General features: G+C 63.1%; 21 protein-coding genes and 1 tRNA gene. 15 read left to right on the top strand and 7 right to left on the bottom strand.

The window, feature by feature from the left end:
• Nucleotides 1–4: 4 nt before the first annotated feature.
• Nucleotides 5–95: transfer RNA gene (locus tag B2Z70_RS07605), tRNA-Ser, on the bottom strand.
• A gap of 146 nt (nucleotides 96–241) precedes the next feature.
• On the opposite strand from B2Z70_RS07605, the gene B2Z70_RS07600 reads away from it, so the two are divergent.
• Nucleotides 242–1,309, top strand: a complete 1,068-nt coding sequence (locus tag B2Z70_RS07600) for an Mrp/NBP35 family ATP-binding protein (protein WP_292982219.1) — start codon at nucleotides 242–244, stop codon at nucleotides 1,307–1,309.
• Here the strand turns inward: B2Z70_RS07600 and B2Z70_RS07595 are convergent.
• Nucleotides 1,306–1,656 (bottom strand): DUF1428 domain-containing protein, encoded by a 351-nt coding sequence (locus B2Z70_RS07595; protein WP_292982217.1) that lies wholly within the window; start codon nucleotides 1,654–1,656, stop codon nucleotides 1,306–1,308. The two genes, B2Z70_RS07600 and B2Z70_RS07595, sit on opposite strands and share 4 nt — an antisense overlap.
• Before the next feature lie 179 nt (nucleotides 1,657–1,835).
• Here B2Z70_RS07595 and B2Z70_RS07590 point away from each other — a divergent pair, with 179 nt between their 5' ends.
• Entirely contained in the window at nucleotides 1,836–2,180 is a 345-nt protein-coding gene (locus B2Z70_RS07590; protein WP_009800726.1) for a rhodanese-like domain-containing protein, read from the top strand.
• 74 nt (nucleotides 2,181–2,254) lie between these two features.
• On the opposite strand, the gene B2Z70_RS07585 is transcribed toward B2Z70_RS07590, so the two are convergent.
• From B2Z70_RS07585 to B2Z70_RS07575, 3 genes are read right to left on the bottom strand one after another with little or no spacing between them, the layout of a single operon-like run.
• Nucleotides 2,255–3,175, bottom strand: a complete 921-nt coding sequence (locus B2Z70_RS07585) for an alpha/beta fold hydrolase (RefSeq protein WP_292982215.1) — start codon at nucleotides 3,173–3,175, stop codon at nucleotides 2,255–2,257.
• Between the two features lie 21 nt (nucleotides 3,176–3,196).
• A complete protein-coding gene (locus tag B2Z70_RS07580; protein WP_009800728.1) occupies nucleotides 3,197–4,063 on the bottom strand; it encodes an alpha/beta fold hydrolase in 867 nt (288 codons plus the stop codon).
• Complete coding sequence (locus B2Z70_RS07575; protein ID WP_009800729.1) at nucleotides 4,060–4,752, bottom strand: TetR/AcrR family transcriptional regulator; 693 nt, start codon at nucleotides 4,750–4,752, stop codon at nucleotides 4,060–4,062. Before B2Z70_RS07575 ends, B2Z70_RS07580 begins: the two co-directional genes overlap by 4 nt.
• Before the next feature lie 200 nt (nucleotides 4,753–4,952).
• On the opposite strand from B2Z70_RS07575, the gene B2Z70_RS07570 reads away from it, so the two are divergent.
• Both B2Z70_RS07570 and B2Z70_RS07565 read left to right on the top strand, forming a co-directional pair.
• The gene (locus B2Z70_RS07570) at nucleotides 4,953–7,160 is read left to right on the top strand and encodes a TonB-dependent receptor (RefSeq protein WP_009800730.1); all 2,208 of its coding nucleotides are present in this window, start codon (nucleotides 4,953–4,955) and stop codon (nucleotides 7,158–7,160) included.
• A gap of 135 nt (nucleotides 7,161–7,295) precedes the next feature.
• Nucleotides 7,296–8,681 (top strand): spinster family MFS transporter, encoded by a 1,386-nt coding sequence (locus tag B2Z70_RS07565; protein WP_292982212.1) that lies wholly within the window; start codon nucleotides 7,296–7,298, stop codon nucleotides 8,679–8,681.
• A 76-nt stretch (nucleotides 8,682–8,757) separates the two neighbouring features.
• Here B2Z70_RS07565 and B2Z70_RS07560 read toward each other — a convergent pair whose 3' ends face one another.
• Nucleotides 8,758–9,300 carry a DJ-1/PfpI family protein gene (locus B2Z70_RS07560; RefSeq protein WP_292982210.1) on the bottom strand — a complete coding sequence of 181 codons (543 nt, stop codon included), beginning with the start codon at nucleotides 9,298–9,300 and terminating at the stop codon, nucleotides 8,758–8,760.
• 408 nt (nucleotides 9,301–9,708) lie between these two features.
• On the opposite strand from B2Z70_RS07560, the gene B2Z70_RS07555 reads away from it, so the two are divergent.
• The 9 genes from B2Z70_RS07555 (at nucleotide 9,709) to hisIE (ending at nucleotide 16,532) form a co-directional block, all read left to right on the top strand.
• A complete protein-coding gene (locus B2Z70_RS07555; RefSeq protein WP_206740518.1) occupies nucleotides 9,709–10,068 on the top strand; it encodes a group III truncated hemoglobin in 360 nt (119 codons plus the stop codon).
• A 73-nt stretch (nucleotides 10,069–10,141) separates the two neighbouring features.
• Entirely contained in the window at nucleotides 10,142–10,459 is a 318-nt protein-coding gene (locus B2Z70_RS07550) for a YerC/YecD family TrpR-related protein (RefSeq protein WP_009800734.1), read from the top strand.
• The gene (hisG, locus tag B2Z70_RS07545) at nucleotides 10,459–11,346 is read left to right on the top strand and encodes an ATP phosphoribosyltransferase (protein ID WP_292982207.1); all 888 of its coding nucleotides are present in this window, start codon (nucleotides 10,459–10,461) and stop codon (nucleotides 11,344–11,346) included. Before B2Z70_RS07550 ends, hisG begins: the two co-directional genes overlap by 1 nt.
• A 1-nt stretch (nucleotide 11,347) precedes the next feature.
• Nucleotides 11,348–12,652, top strand: a complete 1,305-nt coding sequence (gene hisD / locus B2Z70_RS07540) for a histidinol dehydrogenase (protein ID WP_292982205.1) — start codon at nucleotides 11,348–11,350, stop codon at nucleotides 12,650–12,652.
• Nucleotides 12,649–13,845: an imidazoleglycerol-phosphate dehydratase HisB gene (hisB, locus tag B2Z70_RS07535; RefSeq protein ID WP_292982203.1), complete on the top strand. Its 1,197-nt coding sequence runs from the start codon at nucleotides 12,649–12,651 to the stop codon at nucleotides 13,843–13,845. Before hisD ends, hisB begins: the two co-directional genes overlap by 4 nt.
• Nucleotides 13,845–14,444: an imidazole glycerol phosphate synthase subunit HisH gene (gene hisH / locus B2Z70_RS07530; protein WP_292982201.1), complete on the top strand. Its 600-nt coding sequence runs from the start codon at nucleotides 13,845–13,847 to the stop codon at nucleotides 14,442–14,444. The genes hisB and hisH overlap by 1 nt, the downstream gene beginning before the upstream one ends.
• Nucleotides 14,441–15,166 carry a 1-(5-phosphoribosyl)-5-[(5-phosphoribosylamino)methylideneamino]imidazole-4-carboxamide isomerase gene (gene hisA, locus B2Z70_RS07525; protein WP_292982199.1) on the top strand — a complete coding sequence of 242 codons (726 nt, stop codon included), beginning with the start codon at nucleotides 14,441–14,443 and terminating at the stop codon, nucleotides 15,164–15,166. The genes hisH and hisA overlap by 4 nt, the downstream gene beginning before the upstream one ends.
• A complete protein-coding gene (gene hisF / locus B2Z70_RS07520) occupies nucleotides 15,160–15,927 on the top strand; it encodes an imidazole glycerol phosphate synthase subunit HisF (protein WP_009800740.1) in 768 nt (255 codons plus the stop codon). Before hisA ends, hisF begins: the two co-directional genes overlap by 7 nt.
• Nucleotides 15,924–16,532: a bifunctional phosphoribosyl-AMP cyclohydrolase/phosphoribosyl-ATP diphosphatase HisIE gene (gene hisIE, locus B2Z70_RS07515; protein WP_009800741.1), complete on the top strand. Its 609-nt coding sequence runs from the start codon at nucleotides 15,924–15,926 to the stop codon at nucleotides 16,530–16,532. The genes hisF and hisIE overlap by 4 nt, the downstream gene beginning before the upstream one ends.
• Nucleotides 16,533–16,590: 58 nt before the next feature.
• Here the strand turns inward: hisIE and B2Z70_RS07510 are convergent, their stop codons facing one another.
• The gene (locus B2Z70_RS07510) at nucleotides 16,591–19,194 is read right to left on the bottom strand and encodes a M14 family metallopeptidase (RefSeq protein ID WP_292982196.1); all 2,604 of its coding nucleotides are present in this window, start codon (nucleotides 19,192–19,194) and stop codon (nucleotides 16,591–16,593) included.
• A gap of 124 nt (nucleotides 19,195–19,318) precedes the next feature.
• Here B2Z70_RS07510 and B2Z70_RS07505 point away from each other — a divergent pair, with 124 nt between their 5' ends.
• A complete protein-coding gene (locus tag B2Z70_RS07505; protein ID WP_292982194.1) occupies nucleotides 19,319–21,394 on the top strand; it encodes a TonB-dependent receptor in 2,076 nt (691 codons plus the stop codon).
• A gap of 91 nt (nucleotides 21,395–21,485) precedes the next feature.
• The gene (locus B2Z70_RS07500) at nucleotides 21,486–23,165 is read left to right on the top strand and encodes a cache domain-containing protein (protein ID WP_292982192.1); all 1,680 of its coding nucleotides are present in this window, start codon (nucleotides 21,486–21,488) and stop codon (nucleotides 23,163–23,165) included.
• Nucleotides 23,166–23,187 lie beyond the last annotated feature (22 nt).

Below are 23,187 nucleotides of genomic sequence, written 5' to 3'. Positions count from 1 at the left end.
GGTCTGGCGGAGACGATGGGATTCGAACCCACGATACCCTTTTGAGGTATACTCCCTTAGCAGGGGAGCGCCTTCGACCACTCGGCCACGTCTCCACTAACCGGTGTAGCCGCGCTTGCGCCTGCCGATCAAGTCGCTCGGGCGTCTGAGCTGCAGTTTATACTGCAAACGGATGGGAATAAGCGCGGATGGCTTTGCGTTCAGGACAGGGCTCGCCTATTTCAGCGTCATGAACGATATCGTGCTTGATGCTCTCGCCTCGGTGGCCGATCCGGCCAGCGGCGCGCCCCTGAACCGGTCCGGTCGCATTGATGGCGCGGATCTGCGCGACGGCGTCGCGACGCTCGTGCTCAAGCCGGGCGCGGATGGCGAGGATACAGGCGCCTTGCGCGCGGCGATCCAGGCGGCCCTGACCGCCCATCCGGAGATCGAGCGCGCTCGCGTCATCATCGAGGCGGCGCTGAACACGAAGGCCAAGGCTGCAAAACCCGACACTGCGGGAACGGGCGCGCGCGGCAAAGCGCCCGCCAAGGCGATCATTGCCGTTGCATCCGGCAAGGGCGGGGTGGGCAAATCCACGACAGCGGCCAATCTGGCGGCGGCGTGCGTGAAGATGGGCTTGTCCGTCGGGTTGATGGACGCTGACGTCTATGGCCCGTCTGCACCGCGAATCTTTGGCTTGAATGACATCTCGGGCCTTCAGAAGTCCGAACACGGGATCGAGCCGCTGGAAGCGCATGGCGTGAAACTCGTCTCCATGGGATTCTTGGTCGGTGAGCGTGACCCGGTGGTCTGGCGCGGCCCGATGGTGACCGGCGCGATCCGTCAGTTCCTCAACGAGGTGAACTGGGGTGATCTGGATGTGCTGATCATCGACATGCCGCCGGGCACGGGCGACGCCCAGCTCGCCATCGCTCAGGGCGCGCCCATCTCGGGCGTCGTGATCGTCTCCACCCCTCAGACCCTGGCGCTGGATGATGCGCGCAAGGCGGTGTCGCTGTTTGATCGCACCGCGATTCCGATCCTGGGCATCGTCGAGAACATGAGCTTTTTCCTCTGCCCGTCCTGTGGCGAGGGGACCGAGATCTTCGGCCGGGGCGGCGCCCGCGCCGAGGCCGAGCTTCTGGGCGTGCCCTTCCTGGGCGAGATCCCGCTCCATCCCGAATTGCGTCAGGCCAGCGATGAGGGCCGACTGGTGGGCTCCGGCGACGGACCTGTCGCCAAGGCGTTCCAGCGGGCCGCCGCCGGCATGCTGCACGCGCTTGAAAGCGCGCATCGTCCCGCACCAGAAATCGTGTTCGAGGACTAGAGCTCCACGACCGGGACGAAAGCGCCGAATATCATGCGCTTGCCGTCGAACGGCATTTCGCCCAGCGCCTGTATGCGCGGGTCTTCCATGATCTTGCCCCAGCCCGCATCGCGCGTGGTCTTGTCGGGCCAGATCATCCAGGAAAAGACGACGCTTTCGCCTTGCTGCAGTTTGACGGCCTTCGGAAAGGATGTCAGATCGCCGTCCGGCACCTCATCCGCCCAGCACTCCACAAGGGTTTCAAGCCCGTATTCCTTGAAAATCTCGCCTGATCGTCTGGAGAACTCGACATAGGCGTCCTTGTTGGCGTCGGGTACGGCGGTCACTGTTCCTTCGACATAGGCCATCGGCGTTTCCCCTGCTGAACCGGGCGTCAGAGTATCATCCTTCTTCCGATCCCGGAGACGCAGAATGGCGCGCGCTTGAAAAACAGACGCGGGGCTTGTGCCAAGGCTCAAACTTGTCAGAATTGATAATTGATAGCGGGCGGACATGTCTCGCCCGGCGCCACTCTGAGAGAATGAACATGGAAAACTGGTCCCCCGAACAGGTCGACGCCGCCCTCAAAGCCGGTGAAATCATCCTGGTGGATGTGCGCGAGCCGGGTGAGTACGAGAACGAACGCATCCCGGGCGCGCTCCTCTTGCCGCTCTCCACCTTCGATCCGGCCGCCTTGCCGACAGGACAGGGCCGCAAGGTGGTCTTGCATTGCGCAGCGGGGGGGCGCTCTGGCAAGGCACTGCAGGCGTGCGCCGCCGCGGGTGCGGATGTCACGGCGCATATGGCGGGCGGCATGGGCGCCTGGAAGGCCGCCGGTCTGGGCTATTATCGGGTCGAACCGTCAACCGGCCAGATGGTGCTGCAAGCCTGATCCATTCAGGCTCTGAATGCAAAAAGGGCGCGCAAGTCATTGCGCGCCCTTTTTATTTCGGATTCAGGCGTCGGCTATTCCGCGAGGAAGCCCTCGACAAGGGCCGCCGTCTCCACGGGCCATTCCTCCATCGGCACATGGCCGGTGTTCTGCATCAGCACGAGGCGGGAACTGGGAATGGCCGCGTCAAAGCGCGGGCCGTGAGTCGCCGGGATCATGGCGTCGCTGTCCCCCCAGAGGATCAAGGTGGGCGCAGAGATGCGGGCGAGATCCGGATTGGGGTCTGGCAGGGTGTACTGTTCGATCCGCTCGATCAGCGCCTGACCATTGCCTTCCACCCGCATCATGGCGCGGATGCGTTCAAGCTGTTCCGGCGTCACCTTCGAAGGATCCGCGTACAGTGTCGAGGTTGCGTATTGGACGCCCGCTTCCGGTGCGAGGGTCAGATAGGCGCGCATGGCGTCGGGGATGGGCGCAGGTTCGTCACCCACGCCCAGATTTGGGTAACCGCCCGGGTCCATGAGAACCAGATGCGTGACGCGGTCCGGGTGGTCCGCCGCATAGCGCCAAGCGATCAGACCGCCGAGCGAATTTCCGCCGAGGGCGAAGCTTTCCGGGGCGATGTCGTCGAGCAGGGCGCTGACCTGGGCAACCGTATCCGGCACCGCATAGGCCTTGTCATCGCGCGGCCCGGTCAAACCGTGTCCAGGCAGGTCAAACCGGATGATCCGGTAACGGTCATCAAGCTCGGCCGCCATCGCGTCCCAGCTTTCCAGCGAGTGGCTGAAGCCGTGAATGAGAACGAGGGCCGGGGCGTTCTCCGGACCTGTTTCGCGCACGCGCCAGTCCTCGCCCGCAATGGTGACGAACCGGTCCGCCTCCGTCATCCATTGAGACTGAACCGCTCCGGCGTCCAGCGGACGCAGGGTCCAGGCGAAGAATGCGATCACCAGGACCGCCAGCAGGATCAGCCCGCCCAGAATACGCAGCAACATGGTCGTTATCCTCTAAGGCGTTCAGTCGAGACGGTTCAGGAAAGCCTTGATCGGTTCCAGCGCTTCAGGCTCGGTCAGCAAGGGCGCATGCCCCACATCGGGTACTTGCGCCAGCTCCATATCGCCATGGCGGCGTGACATTTCTTCAACGCAGTCCATCGCCAGAAGGTCGCTGATCGCGCCTCTGACCAGGAGCAGGGGGATGCCTTCTAGGCCTTCAAAGAAGGGCCAGAGGTCCGGCGGCGCCACATCGCCATCCTTGACCGGTTTTGAGATGTTCGCGTCGTAGTCGAGAACGATTTCGCCGGTGTCCAGTGCCCGGCAGGTGCGCTTGGCGAAGGCGATCCAGAAGTCCGCGCCGGTCTCTCTGGGGAAGGCCACGCCATTGATCGCGCGCAGGGCCTCACCCGCTTCATCCCAGTTGGCGAATTTGCCCGCGCCGCCCACATAACCCTGGATGCGTTTGAGACCGGCAGGATCAAGTTCAGGGCCGATATCGTTCATGACGACGCCGGTCAGAAGTTTCGGACGCAGGGTGGAGAGAATCATCGTCATCAGTCCGCCCATCGAAGTCCCGATGGAGATGACCTGACTCCAGCCCAGCTCGTCCAGAACGCCGATGACGTCCTCGACGTATTTTGCGGGATTATAGTTCTCGATCTGGCTGTCATAGTCAGACCGGCCACGCCCTCGCACATCAAGTGCGATCACGCTGCGTCCTGATTCGGCGACAATCGGGGCGAGATCTTCAAAATCGCGGCTGTTGCGAGTCAGCCCGTGCAGGCACAGGACCGGCGTCTTGCCGCTGTCGCCCTGGGCGGGATAGCGCCGGTAATAGGTGCGTATGCCGTCAGGGGCGGTGTAGAAGTGCTCGGAGAACGGGGTCATCGGACAGTCTCTGTCGCTTGGGTCTTGCTGGACTGGCGTTGCGCCATGCGCTTGAAGCCGGCCGCGAGGAATTCTGGCATGCGCTCCGTGACGGCTTCCAGATCACTGGATTTGCACAGCCCGCCGGACAGCGCATCGATCCGTCCGGTGTCTGCAAAGGTCAGCACCAGCGCGCCGGACAGGAAGTGATAACTCCAGAACAATTCCTCTTCGGGCGCATCGGGCAGGGCGCGGCGCACCGCATCAAGAAAGCGCCTTACGATCGGGTCAAAGTATTTGGACATGATCGCAACGCCCCATTCGGGAGAGTTGGTGACCTGACCGACCAGGGCGAAATAGCTTTTCCATCCGGGGCCGCCATTGGCGCTGCGATCCAGCAGGGGATGGGTGAAGGCGTGAATGATCGCTTCCAGCGTCGGGCCTTCGGGACCGGCATTGGCTTCGCAGGCGGCCAGTTCGGCCAAGCGAATCTCATTGAGCTCTTCCGCCCGACGCAGCAGGACAGCGTCAAACAGCTCGCGCTTGCCGCCGAAATAATAGGCGACGAGCGCGGGGTCGCTATCCGCCTGGCGGGCGATGGCGCGTACGGTGACGCCATGAAAGCCCTTTTCAGCAAAGAGACTTTCAGCAGCGTCGAGCAAGCGGGTGCGTGTACGCTCGCCCCGGCGCGTTCCTCCGGCGTCGGTCATTTTCCGGTCCTCCCTTGGGCTCCCTTTTAGAGCCCAAAGCCTTCAATTGGCCAGCCATAGCCTGTGTCTATCAGGTCTCAGCGGCCTTGTTGTTTATGACGGAAGTCCTAATCGCTATTGACTTTTCATTCAACGTTGAATTTACCTCATGCAAAAGCTCATAGAAGCTTCCGTTCACAGGGAGGGATTACCCCATGACTATGAAACGCACCATTCTGAGTGCGGCCGCACTGCTCGTCTCTGCGTCCGCCCTGCCGTTCGCCGCGTCCGCCGTGGCGCAAGACGCCGGCACATCCGCGGACACGGTTCGCGATGTCGTCACAGTGACGGCCCGCCGTCGCGAGGAAAGCCTGAAGGACGTCCCGGTGGCCGTGTCCGCCCTCTCAGCGGACCAGCTCGACCAGATCGGGGCCCAGGACATCACGACCTTGCAGGCGATCACCCCGAACGCCACCGTGCAGGTCGCACGCGGCTCGAACTCCACCCTGATCAGCTTCATCCGCGGCGTGGGTCAGCAGGATCCGCTCTGGGGCTTTGAGCCGGGCGTGGGCCTGTACATCGACGACGTCTATGTGGCGCGTCCTCAAGGCGCCGTGCTCGACATCTTCGACATCGAGCGCATCGAGGTTCTGCGCGGCCCGCAGGGCACGCTCTACGGCCGCAACACCATTGGCGGCGCGATCAAGTATGTCACAGCCCGCATGGATGGCGACCCGACGCTGATGGCGCGCGTGTCCGGCGGCTCCTATAATCAGCTCGACTACATGGTGTCGGCGTCCACGCCGCTGTCAGACACTTTCGCCGTTGGCGGCGCCTATGCGCGCTACACCCGTGACGGTTACGGCGAGAACCTGACCACGGGTCAGGATCACTACAACAAGGATGTCACGGCTTTCCGCCTCAGCGCGGAATGGACCCCGACAGACGATCTGTTCTTCCGCCTTGCGTATGACCGCGTCGAGGATGATTCCAATCCGCGTCATGGTTCGCGGATCCTGCCGGGGGCTCTGCCGGGCTCCACGCCGCTGGATGACATCTATGACACCCGCGCCGGCCTTGTGGGCGAGAACTCGGTCTCGACCGAAGGTTTGTCCCTGACGGCGGAATGGAATTTCAGCGACACGCTGACCTTCAAGTCGATCACCGCCTATCGCGAGGGCGATACCGACACCATCATCGATTTTGACAACACGCCGACCCCGGTTCTGGACATCCCGGCCTATTACGCCGACGACCAGTTCACCCAGGAATTCCAGCTGGCCTATGAAGGCGAGCGGATGCAGGGCGTTGTCGGCGTCTACTATCTCGACAGCACGGCCGAGGGCGCGTTCGACACCGTGGCGGGCCTTCTGGGCATCACCATCGGGACCGGCGGCAGCGTGGACACCGAGAGCTACGCCATTTTCGGCGACTTCAGCTATGACGTGACCGATCGTCTGCGCGTCTCGCTGGGCGCTCGCTACACGGAAGACAAGAAGACCGGCGACGTCTTCCGCGCCAACTATCTGGGCGTCGGCCGCACGCCGCTGACCGGCGGTCCGGCGGCGACCCCGATCCTGCTGCGCACCGATTACACCAGCGAGCGCAGCTTCGATCAGTTCACCCCGCGACTGTCGGTCTCCTATGATCTCAATGATCAACTGACCGGCTACGCCTCCTACAGCCAGGGCTTCAAGTCCGGCGGTTTCGACATGCGCGGCGACGCCATCCTGACGCCGGACACCGTGAACGGCTATGAGCCGGAAACCGTGGACAGCTTCGAGCTGGGCCTGAAGGGCGAGAATATCGGCGGCGTGCTGAACTTCAGTTCCGCCCTGTTCTGGTCTGACTATCAGGATCAGCAGGTGACCACCCAGGTCCCGACCGCGACCGGCATCGCCAGCTTCGTGGACAATGTGGGCCAGTCCACCATCTACGGCGCCGAGCTGGAAGGGTCGCTCTTCCTGACCGAAAACCTGACCGCCAACTTTGCTCTCGGCTGGCTGCAGGCGGAGTTCGATGAATTCCTGCGTTATGACCTCGTGGCTCAAGCCTATGTGGACATTTCCGATCAGGTCGTGTTCCAGAATTCGCCCGAATGGAGCGGCTATCTGGGGCTGACCTACACAGCGGAAGCCTTCGGGGGCGACCTGGCGGTTACGCCGTCGATCTCCTACCGTGACAGCTACAGCCAGTTCGAATTCCCGAACCCGCTGCTGGATGAAGACGGCTACACTCTGGTGGACCTGTCCGCCGTCTGGAGCGCGCCGAATGAACATTGGGAAATCGGTCTTCATGGCCGCAACCTGACCGATGAGGAGTATCGCATCGGCGGTTACAACTTCCCGGGCGCCATCTTCGACGACTCGGTTGTGGCCTTCTATGGCCCGCCGCGGACCTTCACCGCGACCCTGACCTACCGCTATTAATCGCGTGTGACGAGGAAACGCCGCCAACCTTGCCGGGTTGGCGGCGTTTTTTCTTTGCCTTTTGAAGGTTTACGCCTTCAGTATGTGGTCAGCGCCGCCAAGGCGGAGCACAACACAAAAGACCAGGGGAGAGATATGTCGACTCAAACCGAGGCGAAGCCCGGAGCTCCACTCGCGCCGCCCAGCAAGGGGTATGGCGCCTGGGTCCTGGCCATGCTGTTCATCGTCTACGCGTTCAACTTCCTGGACCGTCAGATCATTTCCATTCTGGCCATTCCGATCCAGCAGGAGCTGGATCTGTCGGACCGACAGCTCGGATTGCTTGGCGGCATCGCTTTTGCGCTTCTTTATTCGACGCTGGGCGTACCGATCGCCTGGCTGGCGGACCGCACCAAGCGCACCTGGATCATCACAATCTCCCTGGCGATCTGGTCTGGCTTTACCGCCATCTGCGGGCTGGCCACCAATTTCGTCCAGCTGTTCCTCGCTCGCGTCGGCGTTGGCGTGGGGGAGGCGGGGGGTGTCGCTCCGTCCTACTCGCTGATCGCGGATTATTTCCCGCCGCAAAGCCGGGCGCGAGCGCTGGCCATCTATTCGCTGGGCATCCCCATCGGGTCCGCCTTCGGCGTCGTCGCCGGAGCCCAGATCGCAGGCGGCGCGGTGAGCGAGAATCTCGACTGGCGGGCGGCCTTCATCATCGTGGGCGTGCTCGGCCTGGTGATTGCGCCGATCTTCAAGCTGACCGTGCGCGAGCCCAAGCGGGGTGGTCTTGATGCGCCCCAGCGGCCGTCCGTGGACGCCAATCTGGCGGAAAACGAAGCCGTCGCCGGTGAGCCTGCGGTCACACAGGACAAGCCGGGCATCTTCAAGGTGCTGGCGGTCCTGGCGAAGAAGCCGAGCTTCTGGTTCCTAACCCTGGGCGCGTCCTGCAGCTCGATGATGGGCTATGGCGTCTTCTTCTGGGTGCCCAGCTTCTTCCGTCGCAGCTTCTTCTCCGATCTCGGTCTCCAGGATGCGATCATCCAGTCGGGCTGGCTGTTCGGCGCCATCCTGTTCGTCGGCGGCTCTCTGGGGATCATTCTCGGCGGCGTGCTGGGCGACCTGATGGGCAAGGGCTCCAAGCGCATGTACGCGATTGTTCCGGCGGTGGCCTTCTTTGTCACCTATCCGTTCTACATCGCAGGCGTGCTGGCGCCGTCGCCGTTGATGGCGGTCCTTCTGTTCATGATCCCGACGGGTCTGGGCCTGGCCTGGCTTGGCCCGACGCTGTCGGCCTTCCAGCATCTGGTGCCGCCCAATATGCGCGCCATGGCCTCGGCCGTGTTCCTGCTGATCAACAACCTGCTGGGTATCGGCGTCGGGGTTTACGCCCTCGGTGAGCTTTCGACTCTTCTGACGCCAAGCTTCGGTGAAGAGGCCCTGCGCTATTCGATCATGATCGGCGCGACCCTTTATCTTGTGGCCGGCGCCCTGTTCCTGATCGGGTCGCGGACCATCGCCAAGGACTGGGAAGAGGCCTAGCCGGAGTGCCCCGTCCTGCAACGAAAAACGCCCCGGCCATCGGCCGGGGCGTTGTCGTCGGAGCTGTCCGCCAGGATCAGGCTGCTTCGGCCGTCATGGACATCGCCTTGATGAACAGGCTGCGCGCATCGGCGCGCGCGTCATCGCCATCCGCGGCGAACAGATCACCCTTGAGCGCCAGAACGGCGTCGGATTTGGGATCAGCGGTCTCCGCGATCTCTGCGACGAGCGCCACAGCTTCGCCCAGCGCACACACGGGAGCGCCGGCGTGCAGGAAATCCGCGATCAACAGGCGCGCATCCTGATCATTTCGCAGCCGCTCGATGCTGGCCGCGCCCGCAGGCAGCACCAGACCGGTAAACGCGCTTGCGGCCTTTTCGCCCGGTTGGGCGTCGACCACGAAATTCATTTCGTCACCGCCCTGGGGGCGGCCAGTGATCAGGCCTTTTTTCGGGCTGATCATGATCGTCCGGTATCCGGCGCGTTCCGCGGAGCCGGCGATGTCAGTCAGGTCACCCGCGTCAAATCCGTCAACAGCGAGAACCGCGATGTCGCCGGAGGCGCCAAGGTGATTGAGATCGATTCGGTTTTGACGTGCATTGGGTTTGGAAAAAGCCACATGTCCTCCTGCCGCTGTCAGCGGCGCTAAATGAACGAAATAGGGATCGAGAGTATTAGATAGGAAGTCGGTGCTGGGGGTCAAGCTGGTATGCAGGAAAGCGCATATATCGGGAATTTATAATGTGCCTTTGCTTTCGATGTTAATCAGGATCTGACTTTTCCAAATAAGGGCTTTTTACGGGGTATAACTGGCAATTTGCCAATATCATTATTGATTTCGTGGCGACCTATATTGATAAGAAGGGCTCTTGATTGAGCTGGGGCGTTCGGTCGCGTCGTGGGCCTTGCCTTGGCGTGATTAAAGCGGCATCGCGTTCACCCAAGTCTCAAGGGAACCAGCATGACGGAAATCGTGATCCGAACCGCCTCGTCAAGACAGGCGGATATCGCGCGACGCGCGCGGAGCATGGGTGTGGATCAGGCTTTTGTGTCTGATCTGGTTGAGGCGTTCTATGCGCGCGTCCGCCAGCATGACGTGCTCGGGCCGGTGTTTGAAGCGGCGATCGGTGAGGACTGGGCCCCGCATCTGATCACGATGAAGCAGTTCTGGGGCTCGATCGCCCTGAATGAAGCGTCCTATGGCGGGCGGCCCATCCCCGCTCATCACAAGCATCTCGACAAGATCAGGCCGGAGCACTTCGCCATCTGGCTCACACTGTTTTCCGAAACGCTTGAGGATCTCGCTCCATCCTCCGAAGCGGCGGCCTTCTTCCTGGAGCGTGCAGAGCGAATAGGTGAGAACTTTCAAAAGATTCTCTTCAAGTAGCGAAATCTGCACCCGCACCATTGTTTTATCACGCTAACACGCTATAACGTCCTCCGAACTCTGGAGGCGAGCGATGGCTGAATCTGTGACTGAGCCCCGTGTCGGCGGCCCCGAAGACGTCATGGCGCTGTGTGAAGCGCTGCTGACCCTGCGCGATGGCGAGGAAATGCGGCGCTTCTTGCGGGATCTGACGACGCCGGGCGAAATGCAGGCGCTGGCGGAGCGCTGGCGTGTGGCGCGGCTTCTGGCGGAGGGAGAGAAATCCTACCGCGAGATCAGCGCCGATACCGGCGTCAGCACCACGACGGTGACGCGCGTCGCCCGTTTCCTCACCCAGGAAGAACATCAGGGATACCGGCTGGTGCTGGATCGTTTGAAGGAGCAAGGCTGATGACCGAGAACCGTTTGACGCTGGCGGTCCAGAAGAAGGGGCGCCTGGCTGAAGGGGGGCTGGATCTGCTCAAGCGGGCAGGGGTGAAGCTCGCCTATGGGCGGGACGATCTGCTGCGCCGTTCGGAGAACGAGCCCATCGACCTGATGCTGATCCGCGATGATGACATTCCGAGCTTTGTCGCGTCGGGCGCTTGCGATTACGGCATTGTGGGCGAGAACGTGCTGTACGAGGCGCAGAACAAGTCCAGCCGCATGGCCGATCTGGAAATCGCGCTGAAGCTGGGGTTTGCGCGCTGCACCCTGAAGCTCGCCTCGCCGCGGGACGGCGACATCAAGAGCGTGAGTGATCTGGAAGGCAAGACGATCGCCACGAGCTATCCTGCGCTTACTGCAGCCTATCTCAAGGATCGCGGCGTGACCGCCGAGATCGTGGAAATGGGCGGCAGCGTCGAGGTCGCCCCGCGCATGGGCGTTGCGGACGCCATTTGCGATCTAGTCTCGACCGGCGCGACCCTTGAATCGAACGGTCTCGCCGCCTTCGAAACCGTTCTTGAAAGCGAAGCCGTGCTTGTACGCCGCAAGACGCCCTCAAGCGGGATCATCGCTGAAACCGCAGAACGTCTGATCGAACGCTTCAAGGGCGTCATCGCCTCGCGTCAGACCAAGTATATCCTGCTCAATGCGCCGCGAGACCGGCTCGAAGAGGTGCGCGCCATCCTGCCCGGAACCGATGCGCCGACCGTCGCTCCGGTGGTCGGTCGTGAAGATGTCGTCGCCGTTCATGCTGTGTGCACCGAGGCCGTGTTCTGGTCGACGCTCGAACAGCTGAAGGCTGTTGGCGCGCGATCCATTCTCGTGATGCCGATTGAAAAGATGATGGCCTGACATGTTGACCCGAATTGAGTGGAGCCAGGCGGACGCGCAAACGCGTCGGCGTCTGTTCGAGCGACCGTCTCTGGGTTCCGACGCCGTGACGGTGGCGCAGTCCATCCTGAATGACGTGCGCGAACGCGGGGATCAGGCGGTTCGCGAGTATGCCGAGCGTCTGGATGGCTGGGCGCCTGATACGGGCTTTCAGGTTCCGACGTCGGAGCTGAAGGCGGCGGCGGATGCGCTGTCGGACGCGGACCGCGAGGCGATCCTGGCCGCTGCGGACGCCGTGCGGACGTTTCACGCCGAGCAGGGGTATCGCGCCTATGAGGTGCAGACCTGGCCCGGCGCACGCGCGGGTCGGCGGGTCACGCCTCTGGATGTGGCGGGACTTTATGTCCCCGCCGGCACGGCCCCGCTCGTCTCCACCCTGATCATGCTGGCGGTTCCCGCTCAGCTGGCCGGCGTGCCTCGGATCGCGGTGATCGCTCCCCCGCGCAAGGGGAGCGGCGTCGAGCCGACCGTCCTGGCAGCGGCGTTCTTGCTGGGGGTCGAGGAAGTCTATGCGATTGGCGGCGCTCATGGCGTTGCTGCGCTTGGCCTGGGCGTCGCCGGTCTGCCCAAGGCTGACAAGATATTCGGCCCGGGCAATGCCTATGTGGCCGCCGCCAAGGCGCTGTTGGCGCAAAGCCCGGATGGCGCGGCGACTGATTTGCCTGCGGGCCCGAGCGAAGTGATGGTGATTGCGGACGACGCCGCTGATGCTGAGCTTGTGGCGATCGATCTCCTGAGTCAGGCTGAGCATGACGTACTGGCCCAGGTTGTCCTCGTCGCGTACTCGGAGGCGTTCGCCAGCCGGGTTGAGGCCGAGATCGAACGCCTGCTGGGGGGTCTGCCCCGCGCCGACACGGCCCGCGCCGCGCTCGCCAACTCCCGTGTCGTTCTGGTCGGAACGGACGATGAAGCCGCGGAGGCGGCGAACGCCTATGCCAGTGAACACCTGATCATACAGACACGGGATCCGCGCGGGCTGGCGACCAGGGTGCGTCACGCCGGTTCGATCTTTCTGGGGCCCTGGACGCCGGAAGCGGCGGGCGACTACGCCGCCGGGCCCAATCACGCGCTCCCGACGGCGGGCGCGGCGCGCGCCTATGGGGGCGTGACCGTCGAGATGTTCCAGAAAACGACGACCATGCTGGAGTTGACCCAGCAGTCGCTCGAGACCCTGGGGCCTGTGGTGGAAGGGCTGGCCGCCCTTGAAGGTCTGGATGCGCACCGCCTCGCCATGGCGCTGCGCCGAAAGAGGAAGATTGACAGATGAGCGGCGTTTTTGACCTGTCCCATCGCCCGGAAGACATGCGGGCCATGGGCGAAGCCTTGTTGCTCGACCGCCTTGAGAGCCTGTTGGAAATTCCTCAGGCCAATCTGGCGCTCGCCTCCAGTACGGATGAGGCTCGACAAGCGGTTTGGAGCAGTGATCTGACGCTGGCCCACGATTTCGGGGCTGATGGCGTGATCGCACTGGACGAACCCGCCCAGCCAGGGCTCACGCTCTATCGGATCGGCGGTCAGCAGACCCCCATCACCGTGCTCTGCGCCATGGACGCCGAGCAGGCTGCGCTATTGCGCACCAAGCTGAATGCCGTGCCGTGCTGCCTGCTGGAAGTTGGCATGACGCAGCTGAGCCCCGGCGCGCGTCTGGCGGCGCGCAAGGATCGCGAAGAGCGCGACGCCATTCTGGCTGATATCGCCCAGGCCCTGTCCGAAGAACTGGGCGAGGTTGGACAGGTGACGCCTCGGGGGCTGGTCTATGAACATTCCAATCCCATGACGCTCAAGCGTCTGGGGCTGGTCCTCGCGGAAGACGGCGAGGGGCTGGTGGGGCATGTCCGCGACGCCCAGACGGCGCGCGATCTGCGGGATTTCCTGGGTTACAAGGCCCAGAGGCGGATCGCGACCGTGCGCCGGGTCACCAAGGAGACCGAAATCACCCTGAGCGTGGATCTGGATCGCGAAGGCGCTGCGATCGAGACCGGCAACGCCTTCTTTGATCACATGCTCGAGCAGATCGCGCGCCATGGCGGCATCGCGCTGAGCGTTTCGTGCCAGGGCGATCTCGAGGTCGACGCGCACCACACGATCGAGGATGTGTGTCTGGCGCTCGGCGAAGGCTTGCGCAAGGCGCTCGGCGACAAGCGCGGCATTGGCCGGTTCGGTTTCGAACTGCCCATGGACGAGACGCGCGCGGGCGTCTGGATTGATCTGTCAGGCCGGCCCTATGCCGTCTTCGAGGGCGAGATTCCCGGCGAACGCGTCGGGGACTTCCCAGTCGAGATGTGTCCGCACGCCTTCCGCTCGATCGCGGAGAGTCTCAAGGCGGCCCTGCATGTGAAAGTCGAAGGCGAGAATGCGCACCACATGATTGAAAGCACCTTCAAGGCCTTCGGGCGTGCACTGCGCATGGCGGTTCGGGTTGAAGGCGACGCCTTGCCATCCACCAAGGGGGTGTTGTGATGACGACCGCCATTGTCGACACCTCCACGGCCAATATCGCCTCGGTGCGCTATGCGCTTGAGCGGCTGGGCGCGCGCTATCGGCTGACGGAAACACCGGAGGAGGCGCAGGAGTGCGACCGCATCATCCTGCCCGGCGTGGGCGCTGCGGGCCCCGCCATGAAGCGGCTGATCGCGACGGGTTGGGCGCAGGCGCTCAGGAAAGACCAGCGTCCTCTTCTGGGAGTCTGCCTGGGCATGCAATTGCTGTATGACTACTCGGCCGAGAGCGATTGCGAGATGCTGGGACTGATCCCCGGGCGGATTGAACGGCTGGATCCGGGCGCGGACGGACCCTGGCCGCACATGGGCTGGAATACGCTGACGCCGGTCAAATCGGACGAGCCCCTGCTCGAGGGGGTTCCCGCCGGGGCTCATGTCTATTTCGTGCACGGTTTCTATGCGCCGATCGGGGCGCATACCGCCGCCTCGACGCAATACGGAACAGGCATCACCGCCATCGCTCGCAAGGGCCATGTGGCCGGATGCCAGTTCCACCCCGAGCGCTCGGCCAAGACCGGCGCTCAGATCCTGACCAATTTTGTAAAGGGCGCGGCATGATCCTCTATCCCGCCATTGATGTTCTTGACGGGCGTGTCGTGCGCCTGGCCAAGGGCGATTTCGACGCCGTCACCGAGTATGGCGATAATCCGGTCGCAGTGGCCGAGCAGTTCAAGGCTGCGGGTGCGGACTGGCTGCATCTGGTCGACCTGTCTGGCGCGCGTGACGGCGCGCGGCGACAGCAGGATCTGGTCCGCGCCATCGCCGATGTGGGGCTGAAGGTGCAGACCGGCGGCGGCGTGCGCACGCGAGAAGACGTGCACGCCATCCTCAAGGCCGGCGCCAGCCGCGCCGTCATTGGCAGCCTCGCGGTAAGCGAGCCTCAGACCGTCATCGGTTGGATCGCGGAGTTCGGTTCTGAACAGATTGCGGCGGCCTTCGATGTGAAGATCGCCGATAACGGGGTGGCCTATCCCACCCTGCGCGGATGGACCGAGCAATCGGTCACCCCGCTCGCGGATCTGTTGTCCGAATATCGTCTGGGCGGTTTGAGCCACGCTCTGGCGACGGATGTGGCGCGAGACGGCATGCTCGAAGGCCCCAATCTGGAGCTTTATCAGGACCTCGCACACATTCGGGCTGACATGAACTGGCAGGCGTCGGGCGGCGTGTCCTCCCTTGACGACCTGCGCGCCCTGAAGGCGCAAGGCCTCTCCGGCGTCATCATCGGGCGCGCCCTGTTCGAGGGCCGCTTCACGCTCGAGGAGGCGCTGGCATGCTAGCGCGTCGGATCATTCCCTGCCTTGATGTGCGCGACGGTCGCGTGGTGAAGGGCGTGCGGTTCCAGAACCATGAGGATGTGGGCGGAATCGAGGAGCTGGCCCAGCGTTACGCCCATGAAGGGGCGGACGAGCTGGTCTTCTACGATATCAGCGCCAGCCCTGCGGGACGAACGGTCGAGCCTGAATGGGTGGGCCGAGTGGCGAAGGCCATCGACATTCCCTTCTGTGTCGCGGGCGGCATTCGCTCGCTTGAGCATGCCCGCGCGCGCTTGTTTGGCGGGGCGGACAAGATCTCGATCAATACGCCCGCTCTGGAAAATCCCGATCTCATCGACGCCATGGCGAAGGAATTCGGCTCCCAATGCGTCGTGGTCGGAATTGACAGCCGGGTGATCGATGGTGACTGGCGCTGTCACAAGAATACCGGTGATCCCTCCCGGACCTCGACCGAACATCGCAAGACGCTCGACTGGATCCGCGAGGTGATTGATCGCGGCGCCGGCGAGATCGTGCTCAACTGCATGGATCAGGACGGGGTGCGCGAAGGTTATGACATTGAGCAGCTGGCGGCCGCTCGCGAGGTCTGTTCCGTACCGCTCATCGCCTCGGGCGGCGCAGGCGCCATGGAGCATTTCCGCGACGTCTTTCAGCAGGCGGATGTAGATGGCGCACTTGCCGCGAGCGTGTTTCATAAGGCTGTCATCGCCATACCGGACCTTAAGGCCTGGTTGTCCGATGAAGGCGTGGAGATACGGGTATGAGCCTGCAGATCGACTGGAAGAAGGGCGGGGGGCTGGCTCCGGCCATTGTTCAGCACGCCGATACCGGCGAAGTGCTGATGCTGGGCTACATGAACGCCAAGGCGCTCGACGAGACCCAGGAAAAGGGGTTGGTCACCTTCTGGTCGCGCTCCAAGGAGCGGCTGTGGACGAAGGGGGAAACCTCCGGCAACACGCTGACCCTGGTGTCAGTCGCAACCGATTGTGACGCCGACGCGATCCTGGTGCAGGCGCGCCCGGCCGGACCGACCTGCCATACGGGCAGCCATACCTGTTTCGGAGAAGCGCCGGGGCCGGAGATCGGCTTTCTGGGCGAGTTGCAGCAGGTGATCGAGACCCGCGCCAAGGAGGCTCCCAAGGACAGCTATACCGCCAAGCTCCTGTCCAAGGGCGTTCTGAAATGCGCCCAGAAAGTGGGCGAGGAGGGCGTGGAGACGGCGCTTGCAGCCGCTGCTGAGGACGATGAAGCCTTGCTGGGAGAGGCCGCGGACCTCGTCTTCCACCTGATGGTGACGCTGAAGGCGCGCGGCTTGTCGCTCTCGGATGTGGTGGGCGTCCTGGAGCAGAGACACGCCGGCAAGCGCTGAGACTGTCGTCGCAGACTTGGAAAAAAAGGCCCGGTCCGGAGACCGGGCCTTTTCCTCTCTAACCGTCGGTTCGACGGTAGGCGTTCCGGAAGTCATTCCCGAAGAAGATGGCGTTCATCATAAGACGCGCCGTGCCGCGATAATACGCCCGGTAATAGGGATCATCAGCAAACAGGATGACCGATCCCGAGCCGCGGCGTTCGGCGTAGAGCGCGCCCTGGCCTGACAGTGCGCGCCGCAGCTCCTCGGAGGCATACCCGCTCAGGATCGGATCCTCGGGGGCGTAGCGAACCGGCAGGGCGAGCGGGTTGTCGCCGACCGCAAACGCCAGATCACTGGAGCGATGGCTCGGCAGACGATCATCGCGGAACCCGAACGCCAGCGGATGGCTGGTGTCGATCCGGGTGTCGAAGATGGCGCCCGAGATCTGCATTTCCGCATCCCAGGCGGCGATGTCCTCATAACGGGGCGCCGGCGCCGCGTCCGCTTCCGGGGTCTCAAGCTCGGCGATGGTCGCGCCGGAAAGCTCGTGGTCGATCGCCCACCGGGCGGCGTTGCCGGTTGCGATCAGCGTGCCGCCGCTGCGCACCCAGCGTCCCAGAGCTTCAGGAAAGTCATCGCTCAACCGGTTCAGTCGGCCATGGGGCAGGATGATATGCGTGTATCGGCTCAGATCAGCGCCGCCGAGTTCGGACTGATCGATCATGCTGACCGGCATGTGCATGTCATGATCGAGGAGGTGCCAGACTTCCCCGGCATCGCCAGGGCTGATGCCGCGCCCGGTCACCAGCAACACTTCGGGCTTCTCCACATTGGAGAGGGCGAAGCCGCCAAGGTCTGATCCCCGGCTGGTGCTGCCCGAGGTGACCGCATGCACCTTCACGCCGTCCTCCAGCGCGGCGCGGGTCAAAAGGGCGTGGATGTCCTGTGCGTTCACCGGCTGGCGGCGCAACTCGATCATCACCGCGCCGCGTCCGATTTCCTGAGCGCCGCGGGTGGTGCGGATCGTGGTCTCATCCGGAATGACACGGGCGCGAACGCCGGCATCCAGCAGTCGGTAAAGAGCGCGCGGGGCGTAGTAATTGTCCCACTCCATCACATAGCCGAGTGCGCTGGTGTCTGGCGCGGCTTCCGCCATCTCGAACCCCGTGACCACGTCACCCGTGAGCTGGCTGCGGAACTGGCCGCCGCGCAGCTCTGCATAGTCAAGATCGTAGGCGAGGGGCTGGGTCCAGCCCGACACATCGTAGAATTCGACCTTGTTGGTGATCACGCGGGTCTCGAAGAGGGCGCGCACCGTGCGGTACTGATCCTGTCGCAAGGGTACGATGAACGCCTCGCCGGGACGATACTCATGGCCCTGATGGGTAAAGCTCTGCGCCAGCTCTCTCACCTCGATGCGATGCGTCGCCAGCATGTCGATGAAGTCCGACAGACGACCGCGATCGGACGAGCCGAACACATAGGCGCGAACCGCATCGGAATTCGCCATTTGCCGGGTTTCGCCAAAGAATTCGCGCATATGGCCTTGCAGTTCAGCGCGATGGTCGTGGGCCGAGCGGATCAGGGCGATCGCCGTGCGGGCTTGCTGGGCGATCTTGTCGTCATAGCGCTGAACCCCGTACTCGGTCTCCTGGACGATGCCGCGCACTGAGCTCTGCTCGAACAGATAGGGGATCGAACCGATCAGCCCCGGATAGCTCGAGCCATATCCCAGATAGAAGTCATCAAAGAGCTCCTCACTGACATAGACCGCCCCTTCTTCATCCAGTTGGGTGTTCAGGGTCTGGTTGAGTTCAAGATTGAGGTCGAAACCGGACTGGCTCAAAAGCGGGTGAAGCCCTTCGCGCGGTCCCGGCGAGATGAAGAAGCTGGAGTTCTCGCCCATCTCGTGAAGGTCGGCGGCGACATTGGGGCGCCAGTCCTGGGTCGCGCTGACAAGTGCCCGCGCTTCGGGCTGGGTGACAGGCAGCCACTGGCGGTTGATGTCGAACCAGTAATGGTTGGTGCGGCCCCAGGGCCATTCGTAATAGTGCTCGCGATGCTGCGGATCGGCCACGGGGACATTGGCGTGATGCATGTTCGTCCACTGGGCGAACCGGTTGGCGCCATCGGGGTTGATCATCACGATCTGGTGGATGACGGTCTCGTCCAGAAGCGTCTCGATCTCGGCGCCTTGCGCCGCGGCCAGGTGATAGAGAATGAGCGGCGCGGAATCATAGCCAGAGGATTCCGAGCCGTGCACGCCGTGGGTGAACTGGACAACGACCGGCTGATCTTCCGGGATCTGAGCGTTGGGCTCGCTCAGGGTGAGCTGGGTCTGTCGGATCTCTTCAAGCCGAGCCTGGTTGGCGGGCGAGGTGATGGTGACGCGCAGGATGGGACGGCCGAAATGACTGCGGCCGATGGTCTGTACGCTAACGCGGTCCGACGCGGCGGCGACGGCCTGTATGTAGGCCGCATGCATTTCAGGCGTGAAAATGATCTCGCCGCTCTGATACCCCAGAACCGCTTCGGGTGTCGGGATCGCCGCATCATAGCGGGCGTCAAAATCCAGCAGGTCCGCAATAGGTTTGGGCGTGTAGTCCGGCTCGAAATAGGCCGATGCGGCGCCAGCCGTGGGCAAGGCCAGGGCCAGCGATAGTGCAAGCGCGCGCAGCATGAGTGCAGCTCCCCTTATTGTTGTTAATTTGTAACGGTATAGAGGCCACGCCCGTGGTCAAGCATGTCTGAATGTCTTTCCGCTCTATGTTGAGGCGCGCGCCTGCCCTAGAGCAGGTCCGATCATGTCCGCCGTCCAGGGATTGTTCGCCATGCCCCGCCTTGTCCTCACGCATCTGTTTGGTTCTGTCGCCGGTCTGGCCTGGGTGTCCGGGAGCGGTTTTGCTGCGGATGCTCAGGATAGCGGGATCCTTCGTGATGTGGTCGTGGTGACGGGGACCCGCAGCGAAGCGCTGCAAAGCCAGTCCCCGCTGGCGACTGCAGTGCTGGATCGTGAAGAGATCCAGCAGATCGGCGCTCATCATGTCAGCGAGGCGCTCAATCGCCTGCCGGGCGTCAATCTGCATCGCGGGAACGGCGCCGAGCATCTCACTGCGATCCGCTCGCCTGTCCTCACAGGCAGCCAGGGGGCTGGCAGTTTTCTCTATCTTGAGGACGGGGTGCCGCTGCGCGCCGCTGGCTTCGCCAATATCAATGGTCTGTTTGAAGCCGCCGACAGCCTGGCGGGCCGCATCGAGGTCGTCCGCGGTCCCGGCTCTGCGGCCTACGGGTCTAATGCGCTGCATGGTCTTGTGAATGTCCTTACGCCCGAGCCGGAAACCGCGGGGCGCACAGTGTCTCTTGAGGCTGGTTCATACGGCCGTGCCGGCCTGCGCGCTTCGCTGGGCGGCGACACCCGCTTCGGATCGGGCTGGCTGGGGTTGGGGCTGCGTCATGAGGATGGCTGGCGCGATGACGCCGCCCTGGACCGTCGGGTCCTGCAGGCGCGTCTGGATGGCCGCTCCGGTCAGACCGACTGGTCATTGCGGGTCTCGGCTGTGGATCTCGAGCAGGAGACCGCGACCTTCGTCAACGGATTCCGGGCCTATGAGGATGAAGGCGCGTCACGTCGGAACGCCGACCCGGAAGCCTTCCGCAACGCTTATGCCTTGCGGGCGGCGCTGCATCTCGAACGCCCGCTGTCCGAGACGCTCAGTGCGCAGACAGTGCTTTTCGCACGCAGCAACGACATGCAGTTCAGAATGCATTTCCTGCCGTCCGAAGCGCTGGAAGACAGCGGTCACGATTCCGTTGGGATTCAGTCCGCACTGGTCTGGACGCTGGATCGCAGCGTGATCCGTCTCGGGGTTGATGCAGATTTGACGGAGGGCGTTCTGAGCGAAATCCAGACCCGTCCAACTCTCGGGCCTTTTGTTCAGGGCGTTCACTATGATTACGAGGTCAGCGCCCGGACTCTTGCAAGCTTCCTGATGGCCGAGCGGCAGGTGACGCCCCGCTTGCGGCTCGACGCTGGCGTGCGGTGGGAAGGCACGCGCTATGACTACGCCAACGCTGCCCCGGATGGCGTGGTCGGTCGTTATCTTCGGCTTCCGGATCGGCAGGATTCCTTTGACACATTGGCTCCCCATGCCGGCTGGATCTATACGGTCAATGACGTGGTCTCCGTGTTCGGGCGCGCCGCGCGAGGCGTCCGCGCCCCCCAGACCGCAGAGCTCTATCGGCTTCAACCCGGTCAGAGCGTTGAAGGCATCGAGCCTGAAACCCTGGACAGCCTGGAGAGCGGCATTCGCCTCAATTCGACGAGCGGGCGTTACCGGGTGGAGCTGACGGGGTATGTCATGCGCAAGGACAATGTCATTCTGCGTGATGCGGACGGTTTGACTGTTACGGGTGCGAAGACCCGTCATCACGGCGTCGAGCTTGAAGCAGGGGTTTCGCTGACCGATCAAATCCGTCTGCAAGGCGCAGTCAGCTGGGCCGTGCATGAATATGATTTCAATGGCGGGGCCAGTGCAGGATCAGAGCAGATCCGCAAGGGGGCGCGGATCGATACGGCGCCGGAATGGCTGTCAAACCTGCGTCTGATCTGGGATGCGACAGACCGGCTCCGCTTCGAGACCGAATGGGTGCATGTGGGCGAGTATTTTGCGGATGCTGGCAATACCGCGCTCTATGACGGCCACGATCTGTTGCATGTCAGGGCTGCTGTGGAAGTGCGGGACAATCTGTCCGTATATCTCGCAGCAAGAAATGTTCTGGATGAACGATATGCAGAGCGCGCCGACTTTGCTTTTGGGCAATACAGATATTTCCCGGGTGAGCCTCTGACCTTGAATCTGGGTGTCCGTTACGGGTTTTGATCGCTCTTTCTGGCAATGAATTCAATAAATAATGATGCGTTAACAGACTCGCTCTGAACTCTCCGGGCATACGGCTCCGGGATACAGAACCATGCTGAAGAATGCATCCATTGGTCAGAAGCTCTATCTTGCGGGCGCCGTCATGGCGTGTTTGCTCGTCGCCCTGACGACTGTGAGCGCCGTGGAGCTTAGGCGCGGAATACTTCATGAAGTTGATCAGTCACTTAGCGATATCATAGAAATCGCATCGACAACGATGAACTCCTATCAGGCCCGCGTGGACTCCGGAGAGATGTCGCAGCCTGAAGCGCAAGCCGCCGCCATGCGGGTCCTGGGCGATATGCGGTTTGAGGGCGACAATTACTACTTCGTCTTTGATCTGGACCACGTGATGGTGATGCACGCTGTGCGTCCCGATCTCAACGGCCAGTCCATGTATGGCAATCAGGACCCGAACGGCCTGTATCTGTTCCGCGAGATGGCGCAGGTCGCCCGGGCGGACGGCGCCGGTTATGTGGATTATGGCTGGCCGCGCGCAGGGTCTGATGCGCCGGTGCCCAAGCGCAGCTATGTCGAGCTGTTCGAGCCCTGGGGGCTGATTGTCGGGGCCGGAGTCTATGTGGATGATGTCCAGGCGCGGATCTGGTCCAACATCATGGTGCTGGCGGTCGGCAATCTGGTCGTGATCCTTCTTCTGTTTGCCGGCGCCTTTCTGCTCAACCGTTCCATTCAGCGACCCGTGGCGCGTCTCTGCGGCGCCGTGGAGCGGCTGGCGCAAGGTGATACGTACACGGCTCTGCCCGAGCCGGATGGCAAGGAAGTGACGGACCTCACGAGATCGGTCAAAGTCCTGCAGGCCTCCGCGCAGGAGCGTGAACGGCTGGAAGCCGAGGCCAAGGCGGCTCGGGAGGCGCAACTTCGCCGGGCGGAGCAGATCGAGGCGCTGGTTTCCGAATTCGACAATAGCGCTGCGCTGGCGATTTCGGCCTTTGAGGCGGCGGGCGAACAACTGCGCGCCTCGTCTGATGGCATGAAGTCCAATGCGGGCGCGACCGCCGATGGAGCGCGCGTTCTGGATGGCGCTGCGCAAACCTCGGCCGAGAGCGTCGAGGTTGTGGCGGCGGCGGCTGAGGAGCTGACGGCGGCGATCAGTGAGATCAACCAGCAATCGCTGCGCTCCTCCGAGGTCTCGAAGGCTGCCGTGGAGCAAGCGGATCTGACCCGCGCCGACGTGCAGAAGCTGGCGGAGGCGGCTCAGAAGATCGATGGCATTATCCAGTTGATCGCCGGCGTCACCGAACAGACCAATCTTCTGGCGCTCAACGCCACCATCGAGGCCGCGCGCGCCGGCGAGGCCGGCAAGGGGTTTGCCGTGGTGGCCAGCGAAGTGAAAGCGCTAGCCGAGCAGACTGCGCACGCCACCGAGAGTATTTCCACCGAGATCAAGGGCATTCAGAACGCGACCGAAGCCTCGGTCGCCGCCATCGAAAAGATTACCGGCGTCATTGGCGAGACCTATGAGATCGCCACCGCCATTTCCGCCGCCATGGAAGAGCAGCGGGCGGCGGCCGCGGAAATCTCAAGCTCCGCGCAGAACGCCGCAGCAGCCACAGGCGAAGTGCGCTCTGAGGTCAGTCAGGCGCAGCAAAGGGCCGATCAGGCGAGCCAGGGCGCGCGGGATCTCGATCAGGCCAGCGTCGCCGTCGCCGGTGAAGCCCAGGGTCTGAAGGCGACGATCGAGCGCTTCCTCGCTGGCGTGCGCGCCGCCTGACGCTTGCCTTGCACCGCCGGTG

Origin of the sequence: Oceanicaulis sp. UBA6590 (assembly GCF_002433705.1) — a bacterium.
In the GTDB taxonomy this organism is placed as follows: domain Bacteria; phylum Pseudomonadota; class Alphaproteobacteria; order Caulobacterales; family Maricaulaceae; genus Oceanicaulis.
The sequence above is the reverse complement of the archived record's forward strand: the minus strand, read 5'-3'. Positions and strand labels throughout refer to the sequence as shown.

Excerpts from the sequence above, each read along its gene's own strand:
- B2Z70_RS07580 (WP_009800728.1), bottom strand. The coding sequence starts at position 4,063 with ATGACCCCGTTCTCCGAGCACTTCTACACCGCCCCTGACGGCATACGC.
- hisH (WP_292982201.1), top strand. The coding sequence starts at position 13,845 with ATGACGACCGCCATTGTCGACACCTCCACGGCCAATATCGCCTCGGTG.
- hisG (WP_292982207.1), top strand. The coding sequence starts at position 10,459 with ATGACCGAGAACCGTTTGACGCTGGCGGTCCAGAAGAAGGGGCGCCTG.
- B2Z70_RS07575 (WP_009800729.1), bottom strand. The coding sequence starts at position 4,752 with ATGACCGACGCCGGAGGAACGCGCCGGGGCGAGCGTACACGCACCCGC.
- B2Z70_RS07570 (WP_009800730.1), top strand. The coding sequence starts at position 4,953 with ATGAAACGCACCATTCTGAGTGCGGCCGCACTGCTCGTCTCTGCGTCC.
- B2Z70_RS07505 (WP_292982194.1), top strand. The coding sequence starts at position 19,319 with ATGTCCGCCGTCCAGGGATTGTTCGCCATGCCCCGCCTTGTCCTCACG.
- B2Z70_RS07550 (WP_009800734.1), top strand. The coding sequence starts at position 10,142 with ATGGCTGAATCTGTGACTGAGCCCCGTGTCGGCGGCCCCGAAGACGTC.
- hisB (WP_292982203.1), top strand. The coding sequence starts at position 12,649 with ATGAGCGGCGTTTTTGACCTGTCCCATCGCCCGGAAGACATGCGGGCC.
- B2Z70_RS07565 (WP_292982212.1), top strand. The coding sequence starts at position 7,296 with ATGTCGACTCAAACCGAGGCGAAGCCCGGAGCTCCACTCGCGCCGCCC.
- hisF (WP_009800740.1), top strand. The coding sequence starts at position 15,160 with ATGCTAGCGCGTCGGATCATTCCCTGCCTTGATGTGCGCGACGGTCGC.
- B2Z70_RS07555 (WP_206740518.1), top strand. The coding sequence starts at position 9,709 with ATGGGTGTGGATCAGGCTTTTGTGTCTGATCTGGTTGAGGCGTTCTAT.
- B2Z70_RS07595 (WP_292982217.1), bottom strand. The coding sequence starts at position 1,656 with ATGGCCTATGTCGAAGGAACAGTGACCGCCGTACCCGACGCCAACAAG.
- B2Z70_RS07585 (WP_292982215.1), bottom strand. The coding sequence starts at position 3,175 with ATGTTGCTGCGTATTCTGGGCGGGCTGATCCTGCTGGCGGTCCTGGTG.
- hisIE (WP_009800741.1), top strand. The coding sequence starts at position 15,924 with ATGAGCCTGCAGATCGACTGGAAGAAGGGCGGGGGGCTGGCTCCGGCC.
- hisA (WP_292982199.1), top strand. The coding sequence starts at position 14,441 with ATGATCCTCTATCCCGCCATTGATGTTCTTGACGGGCGTGTCGTGCGC.
- B2Z70_RS07500 (WP_292982192.1), top strand. The coding sequence starts at position 21,486 with ATGCTGAAGAATGCATCCATTGGTCAGAAGCTCTATCTTGCGGGCGCC.
- B2Z70_RS07590 (WP_009800726.1), top strand. The coding sequence starts at position 1,836 with ATGGAAAACTGGTCCCCCGAACAGGTCGACGCCGCCCTCAAAGCCGGT.
- hisD (WP_292982205.1), top strand. The coding sequence starts at position 11,348 with ATGTTGACCCGAATTGAGTGGAGCCAGGCGGACGCGCAAACGCGTCGG.
- B2Z70_RS07510 (WP_292982196.1), bottom strand. The coding sequence starts at position 19,194 with ATGCTGCGCGCGCTTGCACTATCGCTGGCCCTGGCCTTGCCCACGGCT.